We start from the raw sequence: 24,275 nt of genomic DNA, 5'->3' as shown, positions 1-24,275 counted from the left end.
CTAAGCGCCGGCCAGCGACAGCTTCACCGCGAACCCGAGGAACAGCGCACCCGCCGCCGAGGTCGCCCCGGCCGACAGGCGCCTGCGGCGGCGGAAGGCGGCGGCGAGGCGGGTGCCGCTGAAGATCAGGGCGCTGAGGTAGAGGACGCTGGCCAGCTGCGCGAGGGTGCCGAGCACCACGAAGGAGACGGCCGGGTGGGCGTAGGCCGGGTCGACGAACTGCACGAAGAAGGCGACGAAGAACAGGATCGCCTTCGGGTTGATCAGGCTGACGACCAGGGCGCGGCGGAAGGGCCGCTCCTCGCCGGCCGGGGCCTCGCCCGTGGCCGCGGCGACCGTCTCCCGGCGGGAGCGCCACATGGCCCAGGCGGCCCGCAGCATGCCGATCGCCAGCCAGGTCAGATAGCCGGCGCCGGCGTACTTCACGATCCCGAAGAGCACGTCGTTCGCCTGGAGCAGCGAGGCCACCCCCGCGGCGGACAGGGTCATCAGCACGGCGTCCCCGCACCAGACGCCGGCCGCGGCGGTGTACCCGGCGCGGACGCCGCGCCGGGCGGCCACCGAGAGGACGTAGAGCGAGTTGGGACCGGGCAGCAGGATGATGAGGACCAGACCTGCCAGATAGGTGGGGAGATCGATGACGCCGAACATGGACAGGAGTGTCACACGTGTCCCGGCGCGTGCACCTGGTGTTCCGCAGGGTGGGACACCGGCGTCCGGCGGCCGTGCTCAGAAGGTGTCGGACGGCTCGTAGCGGCCCCACACCTCGCGCAGGGTGCCGCAGACCTCGCCGACCGTGGCGCGGGCCCGCAGCGCCTCCTTCATCGGGTAGAGCACGTTGTCGGCGCCGGCCGCCGCCTCGCGGAGCGCGGACAGCGCCGACTCCACGGCCCGCCCGTCCCGTTCGGCGCGCAGCCGGGCGAGGCGTTCGGCCTGCCGTGCCTCGATGGCGGGGTCGACCCGCAGCGGCTCGTACGGCTCCTCCTCGTCGAGGCGGAAGCGGTTGACGCCGACCACGACCCGCTCACCGGAGTCGGTCTCCTGGGCGATCCGGTAGGCGTTCCGCTCGATCTCGCCCTTCTGGAAGCCGTGCTCGATGGCCGCGACGGCACCGCCGAGGTCCTCGACCCGGCGCATCAGGTCCCGCGCCGCCTCCTCCACGTCGTCCGTCATCCGCTCCACGGCGTAGGACCCGGCGAACGGGTCGACGGTCGCGGTCACGTCCGTCTCGTACGCGAGCACCTGCTGGGTGCGCAGGGCCAGCCGGGCCGACCGGTCCGTCGGCAGAGCGATCGCCTCGTCGTAGGAGTTGGTGTGCAGCGACTGGGTGCCGCCGAGCACCGCCGCGAGGCCCTGCACGGCCACCCGGACCAGGTTCACCTCGGGCTGCTGCGCCGTCAGCTGCACGCCGGCCGTCTGCGTGTGGAACCGCAGCATCTGGGACTTCGGGTTCCGCGCGCCGAACTCGTCCCGCATGACGCGGGCCCAGATCCGGCGGGCAGCGCGGAACTTGGCGACCTCCTCCAGGAGGGTCGTCCGGGCCACGAAGAAGAACGACAGCCGGGGCGCGAAGTCGTCCACGTCCATGCCCGCGGCGACCGCCGTACGGACGTACTCGATGCCGTCGGCGAGGGTGAACGCGATCTCCTGGACGGGGCTCGCCCCCGCCTCGGCCATGTGGTACCCGGAGATGGAGATCGTGTTCCAGCGCGGGATCTCCGCCCGGCAGTACCGGAAGATGTCAGCGGTCAGCCGCAGCGAGGGCTTCGGCGGGAAGATGTACGTGCCGCGCGCGATGTACTCCTTCAGCACGTCGTTCTGGATGGTGCCGGTGAGCCGGTCCGCGCCGACGCCCTGCTCCTCGGCGACGAGCTGGTACAGGAGCAGCAGCAGGGCCGCCGGCGCGTTGATGGTCATGGACGTCGACACCTGGTCCAGCGGGATGCCGTCGAACAGCACCCGCATGTCGTCGATCGAGTCGACGGCCACACCGACCTTGCCGACCTCGCCGTGCGCGAGGGGCGCGTCGGAGTCGTGGCCCATCTGGGTGGGCAGGTCGAAGGCGACCGACAGACCGGTGGTGCCGTGCGCGATGAGCTGCCGGTAGCGGGCGTTGGACTCGGTGGCCGTGCCGAACCCGGCGTACTGGCGCATCGTCCAGGGCCGGCCGGTGTACATCGTCGGGTAGACGCCCCGGGTGAAGGGATGGGCCCCCGGTTCGCCCAGGCGTTCGGCCGGGTCCCAGCCGCTCAGCGCGTCCGGCCCGTAGACCGGCTCGACGGGCAGTCCTGACTCCGACTCACGCGCCATGGTGGATGCCTCTCGCGTCGCTTGGGTGTCGGGCGCCGGTCCGGTCGCCGTGACTCCTGTGTTCCACCATGCCGCCTGGTTCGCCACCGGTCACGCGCGGGGAACATGTCGAGTGACATCCGGACGGCCGGGGGTGGCCGCGATGAGACGACGGGGGCCTGGATGCGTACCAGGGGCATGGGGCGGACACCGTGGAGGGCGCGGGGCGGGCGCGGCGCGCGAGCGGGCGGCCTGCGCGTACCGGCGGCCGCGCTGGCCTGCGGCACGGCGCTCGCGGTGCTCGCCGGCTGCACGGTCGAGGGACCGGACGGGGAACGGCACTCACCGGTGCGCGTAGAACTCCCGAGCGGCAAGCCGTCGACGAGGTCCGCGCCGCCCGACGGCAAGCCGAGCGCCCCGGCGGCCCCGGCCGCGCCCGCCGTCCTGTGGGAGCGCGGCGACGAGGGCCGCGACATACGGGAGCTCCAGGCGCGGCTGCGCCAGGTCGCCTGGCTCTTCGACGGGCCGACCGGCGTCTACGACGACCTCACCGAGCGGGCGGTGCGCGGCTTCCAGGGCAAACGGGGACTGCCGCGGACCGGCAGGACGGACCGGGTCACCTGGGAGCGGCTGCTGAGGATGACGCGGGAGCCCGGCACCTGGGACCTGTATCTGATGGGCGGGCAGCCGGCCGACGCGCCTGACCCGCGCTGCCTGACCGGGCGGGTGCTGTGCGTCAGCAAGAAGAGCCGGACGCTGCGCTGGATGGTGGACGGCCGTACGGAGCTGACGGTGCCGGTGCGGTTCGGCTCGGAGTACACCCCGACGCGGGAAGGCGTGTTCAGCGTCTACTGGAAGTCCCGGCACCATGTGTCGACGCTCTACGACTCCCCGATGCCGTACGCGATGTTCTTCAGCGGCGGGCAGGCGGTGCACTACTCGGCGGACTTCGCGGCCCGGGGTTACGCGGGCGCCTCGCACGGCTGTGTGAACGTGGCGGACGAGCCGGCGATCCGGGAGATGTTCGCGCGGGTGCGGACCGGCGACAAGGTCGTCGTCCACCGGTGAGGCGCGGAGTGTGACGCGAGGAGTGTGGGGCGCGGGCGGGACCGGGGGAACGTGTCCCGCCCGCGCCGATGCACGAGCCGCAGGTACGGGGGGAACCCCGGCTCTGTGCGAGGGCCGATGACCAGTCGGCTCACTCTGATCAGCGCCGGGACGCCCGAAAATGTCACTCCGGGCGCGAAAATTTTTCCGCAGGACGGGAAAAACGCAGGTCAGAGGGTTGCCGTCGAGGCGGACGCGGTGGGGGTGGAGGCGGAACGCGGTGCCCCGCGTCCGGCGGGCCCGTCGCCCTCCGGGTGCCGGCCGTCGCCGGAGCCGTCGTCGCCGCGGGTCAGACCGTTCGGGGCGTCGTCCTCGTCGTCGTGGCGCGTGTCACCCCGGTCGGTCCAGTCGCCGTCGTCGTGCCGGCCGTCGCCGCCGTGGCTCCGGCCCTTGTCCCGGTCGCGGCCGTCCCCGGTGTCGCCGCCGGTCCTGGCGTCCACGGGCCGGAGGACCTTCTCGCAGTACGTCCGTACCCGGTCGCGGCCGCCCGCCGCGCCGGTCAGGGCGCGTCGGCGCTCATCGGACAGTGTCTTGCCGTCCCGGACGTCACGGCAGGAGGCGACGACTGCGCGCCACCAGCCGGAACCGCGCCGTCCGTCACCGTCGGCCTTGTCGTCCGCGGTGCCGCCGGGCTTGGCGCCCTCGGTGGCGCCGGGGTCCGCGGGCGTCACGGACCCGCCATGTCCGGTGCCTCCCGGTGTGTCCCCGTCCGGGGAGGGCGACACGAGCGGCTGTTCCGTCGCGGGCGGCGCGGGGACCGTGGCGGCGGGACGGGCCGGCTCGTCGCCGTCGAACGGCGTCGGCAGGACTCCGGTTCCGGCCGCGACGGCGACACCGCCGACCATGCCGACGGCCAGCGCGGCGGCGAGGGCGAGCCGGACGGGCCGCCCCCAGCGCGGGCGGCGACGGCGGTCGCCGGGGCCGCCGAGACGCACCAGACCGACCTCGTCGGCGGCTTGCCCGCCGGGGACGCCGGGGGTCGCGGCCGTGGCGTCCCGGCCCGCGCGGACCGCCCGGAACGCCGCCAACGCGGCGGCCTCTCCGGGGAGTTCTCCGCAGGTCGGGGGCGGTTCGGCGGTCAGTGCCTCAAGGGTCTTGGCGAGCCGTTCGGCCTGATCGCGGTCGGCCGGGTCGACAGCTTCGAGTGGCTCTCCCCGCAGCAAGCGTTCCGCCGTTTCGCGGTCCAGCCACCTGTTCAGCTCGTCGGCCATCACACATCCTTCTGCGTCCGCGTACGCAGATGCGTCACACTCGCGGACGTCACCGCGCTGCGGCGCGGTTCTCGCTGCGGCGGCAGGGCGTCGAGCACCCCGGCCGATTCCGGATCGTCGCCGAGCAGTTCGGCGAGGCGCTTCAGGCCCCGGTGCGCCGCGGTCCGTACGGCACCCGGGCGCTTGCCCAGCGTCTGCGCGGCCGTCTTGGCGTCGAGCCCCACGACCACGCGCAGCACGACGGCCTCGGCCTGGTCCTGGGGCAGCCGGGCGATGAGGGAGAGGGTGCCGTCGGTGGCCAGCGCCTCGATGGCCTCGCCGGCCGTGTCGGACTCGGCGGCCTTACCGGTCAGCTCCGTCTCGTCGCCGCCGATCGCGGGGCGGCGCCCGCGCATCCTGATGTGGTCCAGCGCCCGGTTGCGCGCTATCCGGGCGGCCCAGCCGCGGAACCGGTCGGCGTCACCGCTGAACCGGTCCAGGTCGCGCGCTATCTGGAGCCACGCCTCGGAGGCGACGTCCTCGGCGTCCGGGTCGCCCACCAGCGTCCGCACGTATCCGAGCAGCCGCGGGTGCACGGAGCGGTACACAGTACGGAACGCGGTCTCGTCCCCGTCCTGCGCCGCAAGCACCGCGGTGGTCAGCTCCGCGTCGTCCCCCAGCACTGGATACCTCAATTGATGGTTGCGGCAACAGGACCGCAGGTCGTTGCGGTGGTCTTACACCCTCCGCGTCCGGCGCGAAAGGCACGTTACGGCCTGAAACCGCTGCTCGTCCATGTCTGTACAACATGCAACCACCCCGTGATTCGGCCGTCCGGCCGTCCGGGTGTGACAGAAAACGCACTCATGGCGCTGTAGAGAGTACGGGCCGCCGCGCGGCCCGTGCCGCGCGACGGCCGGGGCCTCTCCTGTGGGGGGTGGCGGCCCCGGCCGTTGCTTTGGCCGGCATCGCGCCTTTCGAGCGCCTCGGGCATACGGGCGCACTCGGGCGGCGATCACGCCGCTTCCGAGCGCCGATCAGTCCTTGTTCTTCCCGGAGTTCCGGGCGTTCCCGTCGTTGCCGCCGATCCCGCCGCTCCCGGCGCTCCCGGCGCTCCCGGCACCCTGCCCCTTGCCGGTGGCCGGTGTCCCGGCCGTACCGGCCCCGGGTGTACCGGCCCCGTCCGCCCCGTTCCCGGCCGTCCCGTCCCCGGGCGCGCCGGTCCCACGACCGCCGCCGGGGCGGGCCGGTGCCGTCGCGAGACGCTCGGCGCAGTAGGCCGCGACCTCGTCCTCGCCGCCCGCCGCCGCGACGAGCCGCTGCCACGCCGTCGACTCCATCGCCCTGCCCCGGCCCTCGGCCTCGTCGTACGCGCGGCACTTGGCCTCGGTGTCCCGGGCGGTGCCCGGGTGGTCCGGACGGCTGGTTCGGGGCGCGGCGGGCGACTGTGCGGAGGGGGCGACCGACCGGCGGGAAGCGCTTTCGGACGGGGACGTCCGGCGTTCCTCGGGAGCCTCCGTGGGACCGGACGAATTGATCGCGGCGACCGCGACCCCGCCCAGCGTCAGACTGGCGAGAAGCAGCGACAGGGTGGTGCGCGCCGACATCGCCAGGCGCCGGCGCTCCCGGGGCCGCCAGTCGTCCCGGCGCCGGGTGCGCGCTCGATGGGCGCCCTCGGCACGCGCGGCCCGGTACGCGGCCAGGGCCCGCTGCTCCCCCGCGGCGTCAGGGCGGTGCCCGCGCAGCACCGCGGCGGACAGGAGCGCCTCCAGCGCCGCGTCGTCGAGCACGGCCTGGGGGGCGGACGGGTGACGGGCCGTCATCCGGTCGGGGTGCGCGCGCCGACGGCCGGGCGTCGCACCGCCGCTCTGCCGTTCACCCATGTCCGCTTCCGTTCCCGTCCGATTCGCTCCGCCGGCTCCCGGCCCGCCGGGGCATACGCCCTGCGGGGGACAGCCGTGCCTCCGGGAGCCGTAGTGCCCCTACGTCTCTGTTGTCCGTACGTCCCGTGCGTCCGTACGACTCACCCGCGCCCACCGCCCGCGACGCACGTCACGCCGGGCGTCCCGCCGCCGCCCGCACAGGTCATGTCGATTCCCCCAGCGTCCCGGGGCCGTCATCCGTCACACCGGCCGCGCCGAGCTGGTCGGCCAGCCGCTTCAGCCCCCGGTACGCGGCGGTGCGCACCGCGCCCGGGCGCTTGCCGAGCACGCGGGCCGCCGCGGGGCCGTCGAGTCCGACGACCACACGCAGGAGCACCGCCTCGGCCTGGTCCCTCGGCAGGCCGCGGACCAGGCGCAGGGCCTGTTCCGTGGAGATCGACTCCAACGCACGCTCGTGCGTGCTCGACGGGTCGGGCAGCTCCAGCACGTCCTGCTCCAGCACGGACGACCGGGGCCGTACGCGCTGCCGGCGCAGATGGTCCAGCGCCCGGTGCCGGGCGATGGTCGCGGTCCAGCCCCGGAATCCGGCGCCGTCGCCGGTGAACCGGCCGAGGTCCCGGGCGATCTCCAGCCAGGCGTCGGACGCCACGTCCTCGGCGTCGTTGCCGACCAGCCCGCGCAGATACCCCAGCAGTCCCGGCTGCACCAGCCGGTACGCGACCGCGAACGCGGCCTCGTCGCCCTCCTGGGCCCGCGCGACGGCCGCACCCAGTTCCCCGTCGTGCGCCAGCGCGCGGCGGGGTTCCCCTCCTCGAGCCAAGAACTGTCCTCGTCCGTACCGGTTCGTGGCGAATCCGTACCTCGCGGTACGCCCACCCTTGCGCACGCCCCTTCACGCTCATCAGCGCCCGGAACCACGGAAGTGTCACTGGTGACGGCCGAGTCGGTCCTGTCCGCGGCCCGGTACAACCCTCTCGGCACCTCGCGAGTCAGATGCCGCGAGTGAGGGTCGAAGCCCCCTCGGCCCCTTTGTGCGGGGGCGAGGTACGCCCGCCCTATAAAGATCAATTAAGAGGATGAACACGTCATGGCTACCCATGCCCCCTCCCGCTCCTTTCGCGGTCTTTCCGCCGTTGTCGCTCTGATCGCCGCCGGCGCGGTGGGGTGTTCGGGCGTCTCCGACGCCGTCGACAGCGCCAAGGACGGTGCGAAGAAGGTCGCCCGCCAGCGCTCGGTGTTCTCCCTGGACATCGGTGACTGCTACAACCCGAACGGCAAGGCCGAGGGGACCGCCTTCACCGTGGAGATCGTCCCGTGCGACGAGGCCCATGTCGGCCAGGTCGTGGGCGAGTTCTCGATCGACAAGGGCAAGGAGTACCCGGGCGAGGACGGCGTCTCCACGATCGCGGACAACCAGTGCCCGGTCGAGGCGCAGAAGTACGCCCTGGACACCTGGGCGCTCCCCAAGGGCGTGTCGCTCTTCTACTACACGCCGACCAAGGAGAGCTGGGCGACCGGCGACCGCGCGGTCAGCTGCACCTACACCAAGGAGGACGGCAAGTTCAGCGGCACGCTGAACACCGCCGAGTCCCTCAAGCCCGAGCAGGCCACGTTCCTGAAGGGTTCGAACGCGGTCTACGAGGCGCTGTGGGCGAACCAGTCCGAGAAGGACGCCGTCGAGGACGACCTGGCGGGTTACAAGAAGCAGGCCAAGGCCGTCGCGGCCGCCCTGGCCACGCACGTCGACGGGCTGAAGGACGTCAAGGGCGCCGAGGTGGCCAAGCTGCGCGCGAGCCTGAAGAAGGCCGCCGCCGACTGGAAGAAGGCCGCGAACGCCGCCGACGCCGACGCGTTCTACATCGCCTACGACTCCGCGTTCGACGGCATCGACCCGAACGCGTCGGTCCCGGCCCGCAAGGAGCTGGGCCTGGCCACGACCGTCCCGGCCGACGAGGCCGAGGTCTGGGCGGCCTGACCGCGCCACCGGCCGACGGGGCCGCGTCCGTTCCGGACCGGCCCCGTCGCCGTGTCTCCCCCGTGCGGCACCGGGTGACGGTTTCCGCTGTGCGTGCGCTGTGTGTAATCGCCACCTGTGCGACAGGGGTGGCATCCGTGACTGCTCATAGGGGTGGGACAGTTGAGTCCTCGTAAGACTCATGCGTACAGGCCGCTCAGTCTGAAGAGACGCGCGTGGCTGACCGTGGGGGCCGTGGTCCTGAGCGCCGCCGGCGTGGTGACCTACGCCATGGCCGATCCGTCGACGAAGGCCGACGACGCGCGCGAGAGCCGCAAGCCCGCGATCCACACGCTCAAGCTCAAGGACCGCGGCGCCGGGCGCAAGGGCCTGGAGAGGCGGAGCACCGAACGCTTCAGCGCGGTCGTGCTGACCTGGAACGACCCCGAGGCGCAGGCCAAGGGCACCCCCGAGGTGCGCACCCGCGACCTGGACACCGGGAAGTGGTCGGCATGGCGGCGGATCACGCTGGAGCCGAGCCAGGCCGACGGCGCGGAGGGCGAGCGGGCCGCGCTGCGCGGCGGTACGGAGTCGGTGTGGACCGGTGACTCCGACGGCGTCGAACTGCGGGTCGTGAACGCGGACGGCACCGAGGCCAAGGGCCAGCCGTCCGGCATGGACGTCAAACTGCTCGACCCCGGCACGGACCCGGAGAGCGCGCCCCACCCGGCCGCGTTCTCCGCCGACGAGACCCCGGACCCGGCGACGGACACGCCGACGGACCCCGCGACGACCGCCGGCCCCACCGAGACCTCGGCCACGACGGACCCCGCTCCGACCGACCCGCCCACCACCGAGGTCCCGGACCCGACGGACACGCCGACGGACACCGGCACCCCCACCGCGTCCCCGTCCCCGACGCCGACCGTGCCGGAGCCCCGGCCCTCCACGGTCGTGAAGCCGCCGATCATCACGCAGGCCGAGTGGGGCGCGTCCACGGACTACGACGGCACGCCCACGTACGGCGACACGGTCAAGGCCGCCGTGATCCACCACACGGGCGTCGACACCGACAACACGGTGTCCTGCGCCGACTCCCGTGCGCGGCTGCGGACCATCCAGCAGTCCCATTTCAGTCAGGGCTACTTCGACATCGGCTACAACTTCGTCGTCGACCGCTGCGGCCAGATCTTCGAGGGGCGCAGCGGCGGGATGGACCTGCCGGTCATCGGGGCGCACGACGCCGGGTTCAACACCGACACGGTCGGCATCTCGTACATCGGCAACTTCGAGAGCGCCGCGCCGAGCCGGGCCGGCCTGGACGCCATCGCCCGGGTCGTGGCCTGGAAGTTCGGGATGTACGGCATCGACCCGACCGGCAAGGTCGGCCTGACGTCCGGCGTCCCGCAGGGCTTCAGCGGGAACAAGATCCCGGAGGGCACCACCGTGACCCTGCCCCGGGTCCTCGGGCACCGGGACACCAACGCGACGGCCTGCCCGGGCGCGAACCTGTACCCGAGGCTCTCCCGGATCGCGCAGCTCGCCGCGACCCCGGGCATCTCGCACGCCCTGCCCACCTCGGACGCCGACCGTGACGGACTGGCCGACCTGGTCGCGGGCACGCCCCGCGCCCTGAGCGGCGGCGGCACCGTGACCGTCGTCCCGGGCGGCGCCTCCGGTCCCGTCATGGCGGCGAAGAGGACGATCAGCCAGAGCAGCACCGGCGTGCCCGGATCCCACGAGTCCGGCGACGCCTTCGGCACCGCCACCGCGTGGGGCGACGTCAACGGCGACGGCCACGCCGACCTCGCGATCGGCGTGCCCGGCGAGGACGACACCAGCGGCCACGCGGACCGCGGCGCGGTCACCGTGCTGTACGGCCCGGGTCTGAACTCCGGTTTCTCGTACACCACCTCGGGCTCGGTCACGGCCACCGGCGCCAGGCTCGGCTCGACGGTCGCGGTGGGCGACTTCGACGGTGACGGCACGGCGGACGTGTTCGCGGCCGGCACCGGCAAGGGCGGCAACTGGAACGCCCGCCTGACCGGAGGGAGGACGAGCACCGGCACGCTGACCTCGGCCACCGGCGCGATCGCGTACCTGGACGCCGCCACGGGCGACTTCAACCGGGACGGCTACGCGGACGTGGCCCTCAACTACCGTGACGCGGGCGGCGTCGGCCGTGTGGTCCGCTTCGCCGGTTCGGCGACGGGCCTGACCAAGGTGGGCGTCCTCTCCGTCAAGGGCGGGCGCGCGGTCGCGGCCGGTGACGTGGACGGCAACGGGTACGACGACATCGTCATCGGCCAGCCGTACGTCGCCGAGTCCGGGGCCTCCACGGGCGGGCAGGTGACGATGCTGTTCGGCACCTCCGCCGGGTTCACCACCACCGGTATGAAGGTGATCCACCAGAACACGGCGTCCGTCCCCGGCTCCAACGAGGCCGGTGACGCCTTCGGCGGCTCGGTGTCGGTCGCCGACCAGAACGCCGACGGGTTCGCGGACGCCCTGGTCGGTCTGCCCGGCGAGGACGTCAGCCGCGACGGCAACCGGTCCAACGCCGGTATGTCGGTGCTCCTCAAGGGCAGCGCGTCCGGCCTGACCGGCGTCGGCTCGGTCCCGTTCTCGCAGGACACGTCCGGGGTGCCGGGCGTCTCGGAGTCCGGTGACGCGGCCGGTTCCTCCGTGTCGCTCACCGACGTCACCGGGTACGGCCGGGCCGACCTGGTCGTGGGCGTGGAGGGTGAGGACGCCGGCAACGGCATCCTGATGTACGTCCCGAGCGGCAGCGCCGGCCCCGGCTTCGGCAGGACCGTCATCCTCAGCAGGACACCGCTGGGCACGCCGACCGGCGCCCACCTGGGGCAGACGCTCACGCCGTGACCCACGGCCGCGGGGCGCCGGCCGTGCGCCCCGCACCGTAGGGTCAGCGGCGGGTCCCGCCCGTCGCGTCCCGGCACAGCAGGCGCAGCGACCCGTGGCCGGCGAAGCAGCGGCGGGCCTCGTCGATCGGGTCCCACAGGCGTCCGTCGGGCGTACGGATCCAGTGGTCGCCGCCGGCCGTCCACCACTCGGCACCGGTCCGGCGGGCGATCACCTCGCCCGCGTAGGCGCCGAGACCGCGCAGCACGTGGCCGGCGGCATCGGGCGGCGTCCCCTCGCGGCGCAGACCCTCGATCATGCGGTCGACCCGCCACAGACTCTGCTCGGAGTAGTCCAGGCGCAGCCGCGCCCCCTCGCGCATCGTCGCCACCGCGTCCGCCGCCCACCGGACCGGCTTGGTCGCCGCCGCGGGCCTGGTCTCCTGCTGAGTCGTCACACCCTGGAGAGCGTGTCCGCCCGGCGATACGTCACCCGATTCCGGCGGCTTCCCCGGACCCGCGCAGGACCGTCGCACGGCATCCCCGAAAGGGCACAGGACTCCCTCAGGGATGGGGGTTTGGGCCCGTCGGGCCCGGCCGCGGAGGGCTCAGCCCCGGCCGCGGGCCCGGCGGGAGACCACCGCCCGCAGGACGCGCCGCCCCTCGGTTGACACCTCCAGGGCGCGGCGGACCCCGCCCGCCCCGTGGCTGTCGAGGAGTTCGAGGACGCTGGTCTGGCGGCGCAGTTCGGCGACGACGAGCGGGGACACGCCCTCGGGGCGCGCGTCGCCCGCGGTGTCGGCGGTGCGCACGGACTCCAGGGCGCCGGCCGGCCCGTCGTCCTGCCCGGGGTCGAGGAGCCGGTGGATCTGGAGGGACGCGACCGAGCAGGCGTCGGCCCAGGTGCGGGCCTCGGCGGCCGAGCGGACGGCGGGGGCGGCGGCCAGCATCCGGCGGGCCAGCAGCGCGGCCTCGTCCTCGACGTCCTCGTCGTCCACGACCTCGGCGACCCCCAGTTTGGCGCGGACCTGTTCGAGGAGTGCGCCCCAGGCGGCCGGGTCGCCGTCGGCCGCGAGGTTCGCCCACAGCGGCCGCAGCACCTCGTCGTCACCGCCGAGCAGCGGCACGCACCGATCCAAACAAGCCAACCCGCTGGCGGCCAGTCCGCGCTCGTCGGCCTGAGCGATCAGTTCCACCAGGCTCATCCACGCCTCCCTAAGCGGGTCGTCTACGAGGGTCGGGGCCCCCGCACAGGCCCCAGGCGGGCTCCTTTCTCACGGAGCCCGCACTTCCCCTTACTGCGTGCGACGACCCCGGAGTGTCACAGCGGGACGACGCCGAGCCGGTCGAGCAGCCGGAAGAAGAGGTTTTCGGCCAAGGAGTCCGCTTCGGCGGTGAGTACGTCGAGCACCGCGCCGGCGTTCACCTCGTGCCCGGCCTCGGCGGCCCAGGCGACGGCCCGCTCGGCGGCGTCGGCCGGTTCGAGGAAGTAGTCCTCCAGGGAGGGCCCGTCCTCCCCGGCGCCGAGGTGCCGGGCTGTCGCGGCCCGGGCCAGACAGGTGGTCCAGGCGCCGCTGTGCGGGGCGGCCGCCTCCACGACGACACAGGCGCTGTCCATCACATAGCCGAACAGCGCGGGCGCCCCGGTCTCGGCGGCCAGGTCGTTCATGCTGGCGATCCCGGCATCCCCGCTCGGGTACTCCCACACCTGCCAGCCGTCCGGCGCCCGCTCGCGCAGTGTCATGCCCTCGGCGCCGGACAGCGCGTCCAGTTCCGTCAGCGGCCGCTGTTCACGGCCCACGACGAAGTAACCCCAGTAGCCCATCCGGTGTCCCCCCGGCTGATCGGTGTCGGCTCGGGCCGAATACACCACATTCGTACGGGGGTGCGCAGGCGTTCGGGTCAATCCGCGGGGCGGTCCAGCCGGTCGGCGAGCGCCTTGAACTGCGCCCAGGACAGGTCCGGCTCGCCGGGGTCCCACGTCTTCTGCATCATCGCCCGCAGCGGCATCCGGATGCCGGCCGCGACCTGGGCCTGCGTCTGCGCGCTCGCGATGTCGCACCAGACGGCGAAGGAGGCGCCGAGGATCTGGCCGTCGTACTTGGCGGGGACGGCCGTGGTCCCGCGCAGCACGCGCGGCGTCCACTGCTGGTAGATCCGCTCGCCCGTCGGGTAGACGAAGGTCTGCGGCTCCCCGAGCACGTAGTAGAGGAACTCGTCGTTGTAGTTGATGACCTTGCGCCCCTCGGCGAGGTACTGCTCCGGGGGGCGGGCCCCGATCTCCTTGCCGGTCCAGTACGCCACCTGGACGTCCTTGTCGACCTTGACCTTGGTGTCCCGGAAGAACCCGTCGTTCCAGGCGCGGGGCGTGCGGTCGTGGGCGCGGACGGTGTCGGCGCGGTCGTTGACCCACGCGGTGGCGAGGTCGGCGACGCCGGCTCCGGCGCCGAAGGCGTCCCGGGCGGCGCGGGCGAGTTGCGGGTAGGACGCCTCGGGGTCGGAGACGACGAGCGCCTGGTACTCGTCGCCGCCGAGGTGCCACTGGTTCCCGGGGAACAGCCCGGCGTACTCGTTGAGCAGGTCGTCGACGATCTCGGCGGCCGCCGGCTTGGAGATGTCCACGGCGCCCCGGGTCGCCACCCCGTTCACGTTGCGCAGCTGGAGGTCGGGGTGGGCGGCGATGACGGCCCCCAGGTGCCCGGGCGAGTCGATCTCCGGGACGACCGTGATGTGCCTGCTCTCGGCCAGTTTCACGATCTTGCGGACCTGCGCCTTGGTGAGGTGCTCCTTCGACACGATCTCCGGGTGCGAGGCGGACTCGATGCGGAACGCCTGGTCGTCGGAGAAGTGCAGACCGAGCTGGTTGTACTTCAGGTCGCCCAGCTCCCGCACCCGGTCCTCGATCCAGTCCGCGGTGAAGTGCTTGCGGGCGATGTCGAGCATGAAGCCGCGCACCGGCTTGGCCGGCTCGTCCCGTACGACGCCCTCGGGCGCGGTGCCGCCGCCGTGCACCTCCTGCTTCAGGGTCCGGGTGCCGTAGAAGACGCCGGCCTCGCCGGGTCCGCTGATGACGACACGCCCGTCGCGAACGGTCATCGTGTACGACTCCGGGTTCGCGCCCTCGTCGTCGTTCAGCGACAGCCGTACGTCTCCGGAGCGGACGTCGTCCTTGCGGCCCGCGTAGTCCATGCCCAGCTCACCGGCGATCAGCTTGCCCTCGTCGGCGAGCTCGTCGTCGCTGACGACGACGCGGGTGTCGTCGGCGGGCCGCCAGCCGGGCCCGCGCGCGGCGGTGTGGGACCGCACGGCGGGGATGGTCGCGGGTGACTTGGACAGCGGGTACGTGCGGCTGGGCGAGGGGGTGGCGCCGTCGGAGCCGGACGAGACGCCCTCGGAGGCGCCGGAGGCCGACCCCCGCTGTTCCGATCCGGCCCGGTCGTCGTCGCCGCTCGCTAGAAGCGCGATGCCCACTCCGGCGCCGACCGTCACGAGGACCACCGCGACGATCAGCACCCACGTGTTCTTCAGGGCCTTCTTCGCCGGTGCCCGGCGCCTGTGCTGACTCACGGCGCCAACCTAGGGCCTGCGGGCACGGTCAGCCGTCCAGCACACGTTCTGAAACTCTCCCGTTCGGCTGAAATTCGGGCATCGGTCGGACACCTCACGTCCACAGTCGGTAGCGTGGCGCCACTCCTCTCCCAGAATCCACTGCCGAAACCCACGTGACGCCCACACATCTTCCCGGCCGAGTCGCCATACCGGCGCTGCCCGAACAGACCCGCACTCCGCCCCCGGGCGGGCTGGAGCCGTTCAACGCCGCTCCCCCGCACGAGGCCCGGGCGACCCTCCTGACCTGCCTGCACAGCACCCGCTGGGCCGATCGGGTGGCGGACCACCGCCCCTATCCCGACATCGATGCCCTGCTGGCCGCCTGCGACGAGGCCGCGTACGACCTGACGCCGGCGGAGCTGTCGCGCGCGCTCGCGGCGGAGGCGCTGCCGTTCCTGCCGGAGGACGTCTACTCGGCGGCTCACACGGCACTGAGCGCGGCATACGCCGCATACGAGGCCAAATTCGGGCATGGGTTCATTATCTGCCTGGACGGCCTGACGCACACCGAGAGCCTCGACCATGTATTGGCAGGCATCCGGTCACGATTGGCAAACGATCCAGAGGAAGAAAGGGTCCTCGCGGCAGAGGAACTACGGCGGCTCGCGAAGGGGCGGCTGGTCAGCCATCTCGCCTGAGACGGGCATCCCGGCGCACAGGCCGCGAATGGACCATCCGCGTGCCAGTTTGATCACACCGCCAGGCCCGGCGTAAGCGCCGCAGGCAACCGTCGCTACGATGCTGGGGGCCGGTGGACCGTACCCGGCCGGGCCCGACCGACAGCACAAGCCGGCAGGCCCCGATACCCCGCTCCCGGAGGGACTTCCGTGCCGGCTGGAACGCTGTACCGCGGCCGGGAAGGAATGTGGTCCTGGGTGGCTCACCGAGTCACCGGCGTCCTCATCTTCTTCTTCCTGTTCGTTCATGTGCTGGACACCGCTCTCGTCCGTGTCTCCCCCGAGGACTACGACAAGGTCGTAGCCACCTACAAGACGCCGATCGTCGCGCTGCTGGAGTACGGCCTCGTCGCCGCCATCCTGTTCCACGCGCTCAACGGCCTGCGCGTCATCGCCGTCGACTTCTGGTCGAAGGGCCCGCGCTACCAGAAGCAGATGCTCTGGTCCGTCGTCGGTCTGTGGCTCGTGCTCATGCTCGGGGCGATCTACCCCGTCCTCGGCCACGCCGCTCGTGAACTGTTCGGGAGCTGACGCACATGTCCACGACTGAAACCACCGCGTCCGGGATCGGCCCGGTCGAGGGCGACTCGCTCTACAACGTCGACAACCCGGCCCCGCTCATCGAGGCGCCGCGCAAGCGGACCAAGAAGACCCCCCGGTCCACCCGGGGCAACTTCGAGCTGGCCGCCTGGCTGTTCATGCGCCTGTCCGGCGTCGTGCTCGTCGTCCTCGTCATCGGCCACCTGCTGATCCAGCTGGTGCTGGACGGCGGCGTCTCGAAGATCGGCTTCGCCTTCGTGGCCGGCCGCTGGGCCTCGCCGTTCTGGCAGGTCTGGGACCTGCTGATGCTCTGGCTCGCGATGCTCCACGGCGCCAACGGTCTGCGCACGGTCATCAACGACTACGCGGAGCGCGCGAACACCCGGCTGTGGCTGAAGGGCCTGCTCTACACCGCCACGGTGTTCACCATCCTGCTGGGCACGCTGGTGATCTTCACCTTCGACCCGAACATCCGCTAGGCACGGGGCTGAGGTAACCGACCATGAAGATCCACAAGTACGACACCGTCATCGTCGGCGCCGGTGGCGCGGGAATGCGCGCGGCCATCGAGTCGACGAAGCGCAGCCGCACCGCCGTGCTGACCAAGCTGTACCCCACCCGCTCCCACACGGGCGCCGCGCAGGGCGGCATGGCCGCCGCGCTGGCCAACGTGGAGGAGGACAACTGGGAGTGGCACACCTTCGACACCGTCAAGGGCGGTGACTACCTGGTCGACCAGGACGCCGCCGAGATCCTGGCGAAGGAGGCCATCGACTCCGTCCTCGACCTGGAGAAGATGGGCCTGCCGTTCAACCGCACGCCGAACGGCACCATCGACCAGCGCCGCTTCGGCGGTCACTCGCGCAACCACGGCGAGGCCCCGGTGCGCCGGTCCTGCTACGCCGCGGACCGCACCGGCCACATGATCCTCCAGACGCTGTACCAGAACTGCGTCAAGGAGGGCGTGGAGTTCTACAACGAGTTCTACGTCCTCGACCAGCTGATCACCGAGGTCGACGGCGTCAAGAAGTCCGCCGGTGTCGTGGCGTACGAGCTGGCGACCGGTGAGATCCACGTCTTCCAGGCCAAGTCGGTCATCTACGCCTCCGGCGGCACCGGCAAGTTCTTCAAGGTGACGTCCAACGCGCACACCCTGACCGGCGACGGTCAGGCCGCCTGCTACCGGCGCGGGATCCCGCTGGAGGACATGGAGTTCTTCCAGTTCCACCCGACCGGCATCTGGCGCATGGGCATCCTGCTGACGGAGGGCGCCCGCGGTGAGGGCGGCATCCTCCGCAACAAGGACGGCGAGCGCTTCATGGAGAAGTACGCGCCGGTCATGAAGGACCTCGCCTCGCGTGACGTCGTCTCGCGCTCCATCTACACGGAGATCCGCGAGGGCCGCGGATGCGGTCCCGAGGGCGACCACGTCTACCTGGACCTCACGCACCTCCCGCCGGAGCAGCTGGACGCCAAGCTCCCGGACATCACGGAGTTCGCGCGCACCTACCTCGGTATCGAGCCCTACACGGACCCGATCCCGATCCAGCCGACCGCGCACTACGCCATGGGCGGCATCCCCACCAACGTCGAGGGTGAGGTCCTGGCGGACAACACCACCGTCGTCCCGGGCCTGTACGCGGCCGGCGAGGTGGCCTGCGTGTCCGTGCACGGCGCGAACCGCCTCGGCACCAACTCGCTGCTGGACATCAACGTGTTCGGCAAGCGGGCGGGCATCGCCGCCGCCGACTACTCCCAGAAGGCCGACTTCGTCGAGCTGCCGGAGAACCCCGCCGAGCTGGTGCTCGAGCAGGTCGAGCGGCTGCGCACCTCCACGGGCACCGAGCGCGTGGCGACCCTGCGCAAGGAGCTCCAGGAGACCATGGACGCCAACGTCATGGTGTTCCGCACGGAGCAGACCATCAAGACGGCGGTCGAGAAGATCGCGGAGCTGCGCGAGCGCTACAAGAACGTCTCGATCCAGGACAAGGGCAAGCGGTTCAACACGGACCTGCTGGAGGCCATCGAGCTGGGCAACCTGCTCGACCTGGCCGAGGTCATGGCGGTCTCCGCACTGGCCCGCAAGGAGTCCCGCGGCGGTCACTACCGCGAGGACTACCCGAACCGCGACGACGTCAACTTCATGCGCCACACCATGGCGTACCGCGAGGTGGGCGACGACGGCACGGAGTCCATTCGTCTCGACTACAAGCCGGTCGTCCAGACCCGCTACCAGCCGATGGAGCGTAAGTACTGATGGCAACCCCCGTTCTGGACAAGGCCGAGGCACAGTCCGACACCTCCCCCTACATCACGGTCACGTTCCGGGTCCGCCGTTTCAACCCGGAGATCGCGGCCGAGGCGGTGTGGGAGGACTTCCAGCTGGAGATCGACCCCAAGGAGCGCGTCCTCGACGGCCTCCACAAGATCAAGTGGGAGCTGGACGGCACGCTGACGTTCCGCCGCTCGTGCGCCCACGGCATCTGCGGCTCGGACGCGATGCGGATCAACGGCAAGAACCGCCTCGCCTGCAAGACGCTGATCAAGGACATCAACCCCGAGAAGCCGATCACGGTCGAGCCCATCAAGGGCCTCACGGTCCTGAAGGACCTCGTGGTCGACATGGAGCCGTTCTTCCAGGCGTACCGGGACGTCATGCCCTTCCTCATCACGAAGGACACGAACGAGCCCACGCGCGAGCGTCTGCAGTCGGCCGAGGACCGCGAGCGCTTCGACGACACGACGAAGTGCATCCTCTGCGCCGCCTGCACGTCCTCGTGCCCCGTCTTCTGGAACGACGGCCAGTACTTCGGCCCGGCGGCCATCGTCAACGCGCACCGTTTCATCTTCGACTCGCGTGACGAGGCCGGCGAGCAGCGCCTGGAGATCCTGAACGACAAGGACGGCGTCTGGCGCTGCCGCACGACCTTCAACTGCACGGACGCCTGCCCGCGCGGCATCGAGGTCACGAAGGCGATCGCGGAGGTCAAGCGAGCCCTGATCACGCGCCGCTACTGACGCTGTCTTCCGCACGTCCCAGAGGGCCCGCTTCCGTGGAGGCGGGCCCTTCGGCGTGTGCTCCAAAGCCAGCCCCGACAACTCCTGGCCCGAACAGGGACGGCACGTCATACTCGGGTCACGGTTGGGCTGGGGGAGGCGGGGTGCCGGGCAGACGGATCGGGCGCGTCGGACAACTGAAGCTGTGGTCTGCGGTGTGGGGGGTGTGGCAGGCGTTCCAGCTGAGCTTCCCCGAACAAGGGCTGCCCGGCAGAGGCCGGGCCAGTTCCTATCACCATGTGTGCCAGGACGAACGGTGCACGGCCAGAGTGTTCCGTTCCCGGTATTCGGAGTCCAGGGAGTGTCCTGGAGGACATGCCACTCTGGCCGTCGTCGTCGGCAGGGACGTTCCACGGCCGGTCACGTCGGCAGGGCTGTTCATCTATGCCTGCCTCACATGCCTGGGTGCTCCCGTCCGCCGACTTGAGGAGGGCAGCCCGGTTTGCGACAAGCACCGCCCGCCCAGACCGATGACGCTGCTGGCACGGCCGCAGAAGTGAGGTGCCATGTTCGGGGACCTGATCAAAGCCGGCGCGAAAGCCATGGGAGGCGCTCGGTTCGGCCTGCTGAACGTGCTGCCCGGAGCGCTGCTGGTGACGGTGACGACGGTTCTCGCCCTCGCTCACGCCTACGATCTGGATCGTCCGGTCGACCTCGGTGACGTGTTGCCGGACGAGGCCGGCACGGGCGCTGTCCTGGGCTTCGCCCTCGCCGCACTGGTCGGCGGCATCCTGCTGCGCCCGTTCGAGCGTGTCCTGGTGCAACAGGTGGAGGGGTACTGGGACGCGCCGTCCCCGCTCGCCCGGCTGCGCGGAGCCGCTGTGGAGTTGCACCGTCGGCGCAGGGACAATGCGGCTGCCCGGATTCAGCTCGTCGAGTGGAAGCCGTTGGAGTTCCAGCATGGCGTGTCGACGCTCCGATCGCTGAGCGACCAAGAACGTCGTATGCGACGCCGGGAACGAGCACTCACACGCGACGAACGGATCGTCGACGGATATCCGGACGACAAGACGACTTCCGCTGCCGAGCAGCGCATTCACCGCTCAGAACTGATGCCCACTCGGCTGGGCAACGTGCTGCGCCGGGGCGAACGCCTGGCGGGGGACCGGTACGGGCTGGACTCGATGGTCGCCTACCCGCGCATCTACCCTTACGTCTCCGAGCGGCTTGCCGAGGCCATGGCCCGCAATCTGGAGCTCCTCACCACCACCGTCTCGTTGAGCGTCTCCTTCGGACTGCTGTCGGCGATCACCCTGCCGCTGCTCGGCCGGCTGGATCTCTGGTCCTTGGTCCCTCTCGCCGCGATCGGCTTGTCGGTCCTCGCCTATCGAGGCGCGCTGATCACCGCCGCATACGCAGGCACGGTGTTCAGCACCGTCTTCGACGTGCACCGCTTCGATCTCGCCGCGGCCATGCGCTACGCACTGCCCCGGACCGCCGCTGAGGAGTTCGAGCTGAACCAGTCCTTGACCAGATATCTGAGCAAGGCCGAGTCACACACCCTTCAAGACGACGCCGAACTGCGGGACAAGCGGTTCTCCCATCCAGAGGGATCCCCTCCACCACCCGGTCAACCCTTGATCCCGCCCCCGGGCGACGGCGACGCCTCAGCGTGAGCGGATCGCCAGCATGCCGCCGACGCCGATGACGTTCAGCTGTATTCTGCGCGGCAACTCCGAGCGAGCCTCGACGGCGTAGATGTCCGTCGTGGCGTAGACGCGTACCTCATCGGCGAAGTGGACGGCCAGCGCGTTGGCCACGTTGCCCTTCACCACGGCGCAGTGGTGGTCGAGTTCGACAATGACGCTTCCGAACAGAAGGGTGACGTCGAGTTCGAGCACTTCCGCAGGCCGCCCGTCTCCACCGACCCGGGTATCGGGGCCAAACGTCACATCCGCGAGGCGCAGGCGGATGTCCCCAAGGTAGGAGGTCACCGTGATCCGCCGCACCGGGTCCGGCGAGTGGCCGAGTTCAGGTCGCACCGGCACTATGACACTGCGGTAATGACGTAATGGGCCGTCGTTTCCGTCTGAGCTCCGGGCCGGCACGCCACCCAGGGCGATCACCGCACCGAGGAGGACGACGAGCCCCGGCCACGCCTTCTCGGCCGCGCCGCCGCCCAGATACCCGAGGTCGTGAGCCACCCACAGTCCGCCCCCAAGGATGAAGACGACGGGTGCGGCCAGCAGCCCCCGTGGCACCGCTGCGCGAAGCAGAAGGAGCAGCCCTACGCCGAGGAACGCGTACGGCAACGCGGCGAGCGCCCACCGCCCGCCGGAGCGGACCGCCTCCGGGCCGCCCAGCAGCCATGCGGTCCCTACGATCACGATCAGCAGCCCGAACGCGATACGCACTCGGCTCATGACTCCCCCCTACCGTGATCCGGTGGGCAGAGTAGCCGACCTCATCTCAACGGGTGACCCGGCGGTCGGGCCCTGGGCTGTCCTCGACGGTGGGCACTTAATCTGATGCCATGTCAGATGACGAGTCCTACGAGCTGCTCGGGTTCGACAACGTGCTGCTGCCGGTCGGCGACCTCGCCGAGGCCGTCGGGTTCTACGAACGGGCCGGGTTCACCGTCGGGTTCCGGCTCGACGAGGCCGGGATCGCGCTGCTGAAGGTGGGGGGCGAGACACCGGGCATCCTGCTGCGCCACGAGGAGGGCTTCGGGCACCGCACACCGCCGTGGCCGTCCGCGCGCGTGTGGCTGGAGGTGCCGGACGCGCGGGCGGCGGCACGTCTGCTGCGGGACGCGGGGACGGCGCCGCTGGACGAGCCCTTCTCGACGGCCACCGGCTGGACCGTGGAGATCGCCGACCCCTGGGGGAACGTCCTGGGCTTCACGGACTACACCAAGCGTCCGGAGCTGAGCCGAAGGCCCTGACGCCGGGGCCCTCCTGACGGCGTGACGCACGCCTCACGCCGCCGAGTTGAACGTGTTCAAACACAGGTCTACTGTCATCCACGTCAGAGATTTGAACACGTTCAGAAGGGGGAGGGCCATGGACCGTACCGTCATCGCCTATGTCATCTACCTGGCCGTCAGCATCGGGCTCACCATCTGGGTGGCCCGTACGCTCAGCCGCAACGGGCGGATCTTCCTCGCCGACGTCCTGCACGGCAACGAGAAGCTCGCGGACGCCGTGAACCACCTGCTGGTGGTCGGCTTCTACCTCGTCAACCTCGGCTTCGTCGCGCTGTATCTGAGCGACGACGACACCGTCGTCGACACCCGCGGCATCTTCGAGGCCCTGTCGACCAAGCTCGGCGTGGTCCTGCTCGTGCTCGGCGTGATGCACCTCGCCAACGTCTACGTCCTCAACAAGATCCGGCGGCGGGGCGTGATGGAGCGCGAGCAGCTGCCGCCGGTCGCGCCGCAGGGCTGGGTCGCCCCGTCGGCCGAGGCCTGAGAAGGACCGGGCATGCATGCCGAGACGCCCGCCCGGGCCACCGGGACGCCGGTCCGCGCACTGACCGTCCTGTACGACCCCGAGTGCTCCCTGTGTACCTTCGTCCGCGACTGGCTCGTACGGCAGCCGAAGTGGGTGCCGCTGGAGACGGTGCCGGCCGGGTCAGCCGAGGCCCGCCGGCGCTTCCCCGGCCTCGACCACCGGGCCACGCTCGACGAGATCACCGTCGTCGGCGACGCCGGGCAGGTCTACCGGGGCGCCGCCGCCTGGATCGTCACCCTGTGGGCGCTGCGCAGGCACCGGCCGCTCGCCCACCGCCTGAGCACCCCCAACGGGGCGCGGCTCGCCCGGGGGGCCGTGCTCGCGGCCGCCGCGTGGCGCGGGGCGCAGGGCCGGGGGCGGGCGCGGCGGCAGGGCGAGGGATGGGTGTACGACCGGAGGGCGGGCTGGACGTACCACCCTGCGGGGTGTGCCGACGGGGAGTGCGCGGCCCCCTCGTGAACCGGGGACACGAGGGGGCGCGCACGGCCCGGAACCGGAACCGGTTTGGCATGCACCCTTCCAAAACGCGGCTGGGGTTGGCACGCTGCCACCGGTTCTGCACTCCGCATTCGCACCGACTGTCGCAGCCGGGCGGCCCGACGGGCCGCCCGGACCCCCCATCGCAGAAGGAGTACGCGTGAGAGGCACACACCGTACGTTCCGCATACCCCGGCACGCCCTCGGCGTCCTCGTGGGCGCCACCGCACTGTTCACCGCCGGCACCCTCGCCACCCCCGCGGCCGCCGCCCCGCGGCCCGGCTCCCCCGCCCGCGTCCACGCCGTCCCGGACGCGGCACAGCAGCAGGCCCGCGCCTTCTGGACGCCGGAGCGGATGCGTTCGGCGCTCCCGCTCGACCTCCTCGACGCCGGTGCGCCGGCCGTCGACGCCGCACCGCGCGCGGGCCGCCCGGCCACCGTCGCGCCCACCGCCCCGGCCGCCGGAGCCGCGGACGTCGGACCGGCCGCCTTCCCCAACGGCGGCGGCGCGTGGACCGGCGGCGGCGCCGTCGTCTCCACGGCGGGCCGCGTCTTCTTCACCTACCAGGGCCGTACGGCGTCCTGCTCCGGCAACGCCGTCACCAGTGCCAACAAGAGCACCGTCATCACGGCCGGCCACTGCGTGAAGCTGGAGGGCGCCTGGCACACCGACTGGGTCTTCGTACCCGGCTACCACGACGGACAGGCCCCGCACGGCCGCTGGACGGCGGCGAAGACGCTGTCCACACCGCAGTGGACGGCGAGCGAGGACATCAACTACGACGTCGGCGCGGCGGTCGTGGCGCCTCTGGACGGGCAGCGGCTCACGGACGTCGTCGGCGGGCAGGGCCTCGCCTTCAACACCGGCTACAACCAGCGCATGTACTCCTTCGGCTTCCCGGCCGCCGCCCCCTACGACGGCGAGAAGTTCGTCTACTGCTCCGGCACGACCAGCCGGGACTTCCTGCTCTCGAACGACCACGGGATGGGCTGCGACATGACCGGCGGCGCGAGCGGCGGCCCCTGGTTCACCCGGTTCGACGAGGCCACCGGCACCGGACTGCAGTCCTCGGTGAACAGCTTCAAGTACAACTTCCTGCCCAACCGCATGTACGGCCCGTACTTCGGGGCCGACGCGCAGAACCTCTACCAGGCGGCGCAGTCCTCCTGACCGGCACT

At 71.7% G+C, this 24,275-nt stretch carries 24 protein-coding genes; 13 read left to right on the top strand and 11 right to left on the bottom strand.

Annotation, left to right across the window (positions count from 1 at the left end; translation table 11 throughout):
• Positions 1-651, bottom strand: a complete 651-nt coding sequence (leuE, locus tag ADL34_RS01935) for a leucine efflux protein LeuE (protein ID WP_062663810.1) — start codon at positions 649-651, stop codon at positions 1-3.
• Between the two features lie 78 nt (positions 652-729).
• On the bottom strand, positions 730-2,310 hold the full coding sequence (locus ADL34_RS01930; protein ID WP_062663812.1) for an acyl-CoA mutase large subunit family protein: 1,581 nt from the start codon (positions 2,308-2,310) through the stop codon (positions 730-732).
• A gap of 162 nt (positions 2,311-2,472) precedes the next feature.
• Here ADL34_RS01930 and ADL34_RS01925 point away from each other — a divergent pair, with 162 nt between their 5' ends.
• Positions 2,473-3,357 carry a L,D-transpeptidase family protein gene (locus tag ADL34_RS01925; RefSeq protein ID WP_234374926.1) on the top strand — a complete coding sequence of 295 codons (885 nt, stop codon included), beginning with the start codon at positions 2,473-2,475 and terminating at the stop codon, positions 3,355-3,357.
• Between the two features lie 209 nt (positions 3,358-3,566).
• Here ADL34_RS01925 and ADL34_RS01920 read toward each other — a convergent pair whose 3' ends face one another.
• The 4 genes from ADL34_RS01920 to ADL34_RS01905 all read right to left on the bottom strand — a co-directional run bounded on the left by ADL34_RS01920 (position 3,567) and on the right by ADL34_RS01905 (position 7,289).
• Positions 3,567-4,607, bottom strand: a complete 1,041-nt coding sequence (locus ADL34_RS01920; protein ID WP_062663814.1) for a hypothetical protein — start codon at positions 4,605-4,607, stop codon at positions 3,567-3,569.
• Positions 4,607-5,269 (bottom strand): RNA polymerase sigma factor, encoded by a 663-nt coding sequence (locus ADL34_RS01915; protein ID WP_062663816.1) that lies wholly within the window; start codon positions 5,267-5,269, stop codon positions 4,607-4,609. The genes ADL34_RS01920 and ADL34_RS01915 overlap by 1 nt, the downstream gene beginning before the upstream one ends.
• A gap of 354 nt (positions 5,270-5,623) precedes the next feature.
• The gene (locus ADL34_RS01910) at positions 5,624-6,469 is read right to left on the bottom strand and encodes a hypothetical protein (protein ID WP_062663818.1); all 846 of its coding nucleotides are present in this window, start codon (positions 6,467-6,469) and stop codon (positions 5,624-5,626) included.
• A 202-nt stretch (positions 6,470-6,671) separates the two neighbouring features.
• Positions 6,672-7,289: an RNA polymerase sigma factor gene (locus tag ADL34_RS01905; protein WP_062663820.1), complete on the bottom strand. Its 618-nt coding sequence runs from the start codon at positions 7,287-7,289 to the stop codon at positions 6,672-6,674.
• A 267-nt stretch (positions 7,290-7,556) separates the two neighbouring features.
• Between ADL34_RS01905 and ADL34_RS01900 the strand changes: the two genes are divergently transcribed.
• Both ADL34_RS01900 and ADL34_RS01895 read left to right on the top strand, forming a co-directional pair.
• Positions 7,557-8,444, top strand: coding sequence for a septum formation family protein (locus ADL34_RS01900; protein ID WP_062663822.1), 888 nt, complete (start codon positions 7,557-7,559; stop codon positions 8,442-8,444).
• Positions 8,445-8,714: 270 nt separating this feature from the next.
• Positions 8,715-11,306: an FG-GAP-like repeat-containing protein gene (locus ADL34_RS01895; protein ID WP_199835512.1), complete on the top strand. Its 2,592-nt coding sequence runs from the start codon at positions 8,715-8,717 to the stop codon at positions 11,304-11,306.
• Between the two features lie 43 nt (positions 11,307-11,349).
• Here ADL34_RS01895 and ADL34_RS01890 read toward each other — a convergent pair whose 3' ends face one another.
• The 4 genes from ADL34_RS01890 to ADL34_RS01875 all read right to left on the bottom strand — a co-directional run bounded on the left by ADL34_RS01890 (position 11,350) and on the right by ADL34_RS01875 (position 14,797).
• A complete protein-coding gene (locus ADL34_RS01890; protein ID WP_062663826.1) occupies positions 11,350-11,742 on the bottom strand; it encodes a hypothetical protein in 393 nt (130 codons plus the stop codon).
• Between the two features lie 150 nt (positions 11,743-11,892).
• The gene (locus ADL34_RS01885) at positions 11,893-12,489 is read right to left on the bottom strand and encodes a hypothetical protein (RefSeq protein WP_062663828.1); all 597 of its coding nucleotides are present in this window, start codon (positions 12,487-12,489) and stop codon (positions 11,893-11,895) included.
• A 116-nt stretch (positions 12,490-12,605) separates the two neighbouring features.
• Positions 12,606-13,109: a hypothetical protein gene (locus ADL34_RS01880; RefSeq protein ID WP_062663829.1), complete on the bottom strand. Its 504-nt coding sequence runs from the start codon at positions 13,107-13,109 to the stop codon at positions 12,606-12,608.
• A 77-nt stretch (positions 13,110-13,186) separates the two neighbouring features.
• Positions 13,187-14,797: a beta-N-acetylhexosaminidase gene (locus tag ADL34_RS01875; protein WP_062664379.1), complete on the bottom strand. Its 1,611-nt coding sequence runs from the start codon at positions 14,795-14,797 to the stop codon at positions 13,187-13,189.
• Positions 14,798-15,006: 209 nt separating this feature from the next.
• On the opposite strand from ADL34_RS01875, the gene ADL34_RS01870 reads away from it, so the two are divergent.
• From ADL34_RS01870 to ADL34_RS01845, 6 genes are all read left to right on the top strand, one after another.
• Positions 15,007-15,531, top strand: a complete 525-nt coding sequence (locus ADL34_RS01870; protein WP_062663831.1) for a 2-oxo-4-hydroxy-4-carboxy-5-ureidoimidazoline decarboxylase — start codon at positions 15,007-15,009, stop codon at positions 15,529-15,531.
• Between the two features lie 189 nt (positions 15,532-15,720).
• Positions 15,721-16,101: a succinate dehydrogenase, cytochrome b556 subunit gene (gene sdhC, locus ADL34_RS01865; protein WP_078504082.1), complete on the top strand. Its 381-nt coding sequence runs from the start codon at positions 15,721-15,723 to the stop codon at positions 16,099-16,101.
• A 5-nt stretch (positions 16,102-16,106) separates the two neighbouring features.
• The gene (locus ADL34_RS01860; RefSeq protein WP_055621657.1) at positions 16,107-16,589 is read left to right on the top strand and encodes a succinate dehydrogenase hydrophobic membrane anchor subunit; all 483 of its coding nucleotides are present in this window, start codon (positions 16,107-16,109) and stop codon (positions 16,587-16,589) included.
• A gap of 23 nt (positions 16,590-16,612) precedes the next feature.
• Positions 16,613-18,367 carry a succinate dehydrogenase flavoprotein subunit gene (gene sdhA, locus ADL34_RS01855; RefSeq protein ID WP_062663833.1) on the top strand — a complete coding sequence of 585 codons (1,755 nt, stop codon included), beginning with the start codon at positions 16,613-16,615 and terminating at the stop codon, positions 18,365-18,367.
• The gene (locus ADL34_RS01850; protein WP_062663835.1) at positions 18,367-19,128 is read left to right on the top strand and encodes a succinate dehydrogenase iron-sulfur subunit; all 762 of its coding nucleotides are present in this window, start codon (positions 18,367-18,369) and stop codon (positions 19,126-19,128) included. Before sdhA ends, ADL34_RS01850 begins: the two co-directional genes overlap by 1 nt.
• Before the next feature lie 545 nt (positions 19,129-19,673).
• Complete coding sequence (locus tag ADL34_RS01845; RefSeq protein WP_062663837.1) at positions 19,674-20,783, top strand: hypothetical protein; 1,110 nt, start codon at positions 19,674-19,676, stop codon at positions 20,781-20,783.
• On the opposite strand, the gene ADL34_RS01840 is transcribed toward ADL34_RS01845, so the two are convergent.
• Positions 20,775-21,521, bottom strand: coding sequence for a hypothetical protein (locus tag ADL34_RS01840; RefSeq protein WP_062663839.1), 747 nt, complete (start codon positions 21,519-21,521; stop codon positions 20,775-20,777). The two genes, ADL34_RS01845 and ADL34_RS01840, sit on opposite strands and share 9 nt — an antisense overlap.
• Positions 21,522-21,640: 119 nt before the next feature.
• On the opposite strand from ADL34_RS01840, the gene ADL34_RS01835 reads away from it, so the two are divergent.
• The 4 genes from ADL34_RS01835 (at position 21,641) to ADL34_RS01820 (ending at position 24,267) form a co-directional block, all read left to right on the top strand.
• Complete coding sequence (locus ADL34_RS01835; RefSeq protein WP_062663841.1) at positions 21,641-22,051, top strand: VOC family protein; 411 nt, start codon at positions 21,641-21,643, stop codon at positions 22,049-22,051.
• A gap of 118 nt (positions 22,052-22,169) precedes the next feature.
• Positions 22,170-22,577 (top strand): hypothetical protein, encoded by a 408-nt coding sequence (locus ADL34_RS01830; RefSeq protein WP_062663843.1) that lies wholly within the window; start codon positions 22,170-22,172, stop codon positions 22,575-22,577.
• Positions 22,578-22,589: 12 nt separating this feature from the next.
• Entirely contained in the window at positions 22,590-23,078 is a 489-nt protein-coding gene (locus tag ADL34_RS01825) for a thiol-disulfide oxidoreductase DCC family protein (RefSeq protein ID WP_062663845.1), read from the top strand.
• A 178-nt stretch (positions 23,079-23,256) separates the two neighbouring features.
• Positions 23,257-24,267: a trypsin-like serine peptidase gene (locus tag ADL34_RS01820; RefSeq protein WP_234374925.1), complete on the top strand. Its 1,011-nt coding sequence runs from the start codon at positions 23,257-23,259 to the stop codon at positions 24,265-24,267.
• The last annotated feature ends 8 nt before the right edge of the window (positions 24,268-24,275 follow it).

The organism is Streptomyces sp. NRRL WC-3605 (assembly GCF_001509795.1).
GTDB classification, from domain to species: domain Bacteria; phylum Actinomycetota; class Actinomycetes; order Streptomycetales; family Streptomycetaceae; genus Streptomyces; species Streptomyces viridochromogenes.
The sequence above is the reverse complement of the archived record's forward strand: the minus strand, read 5'-3'. Positions and strand labels throughout refer to the sequence as shown.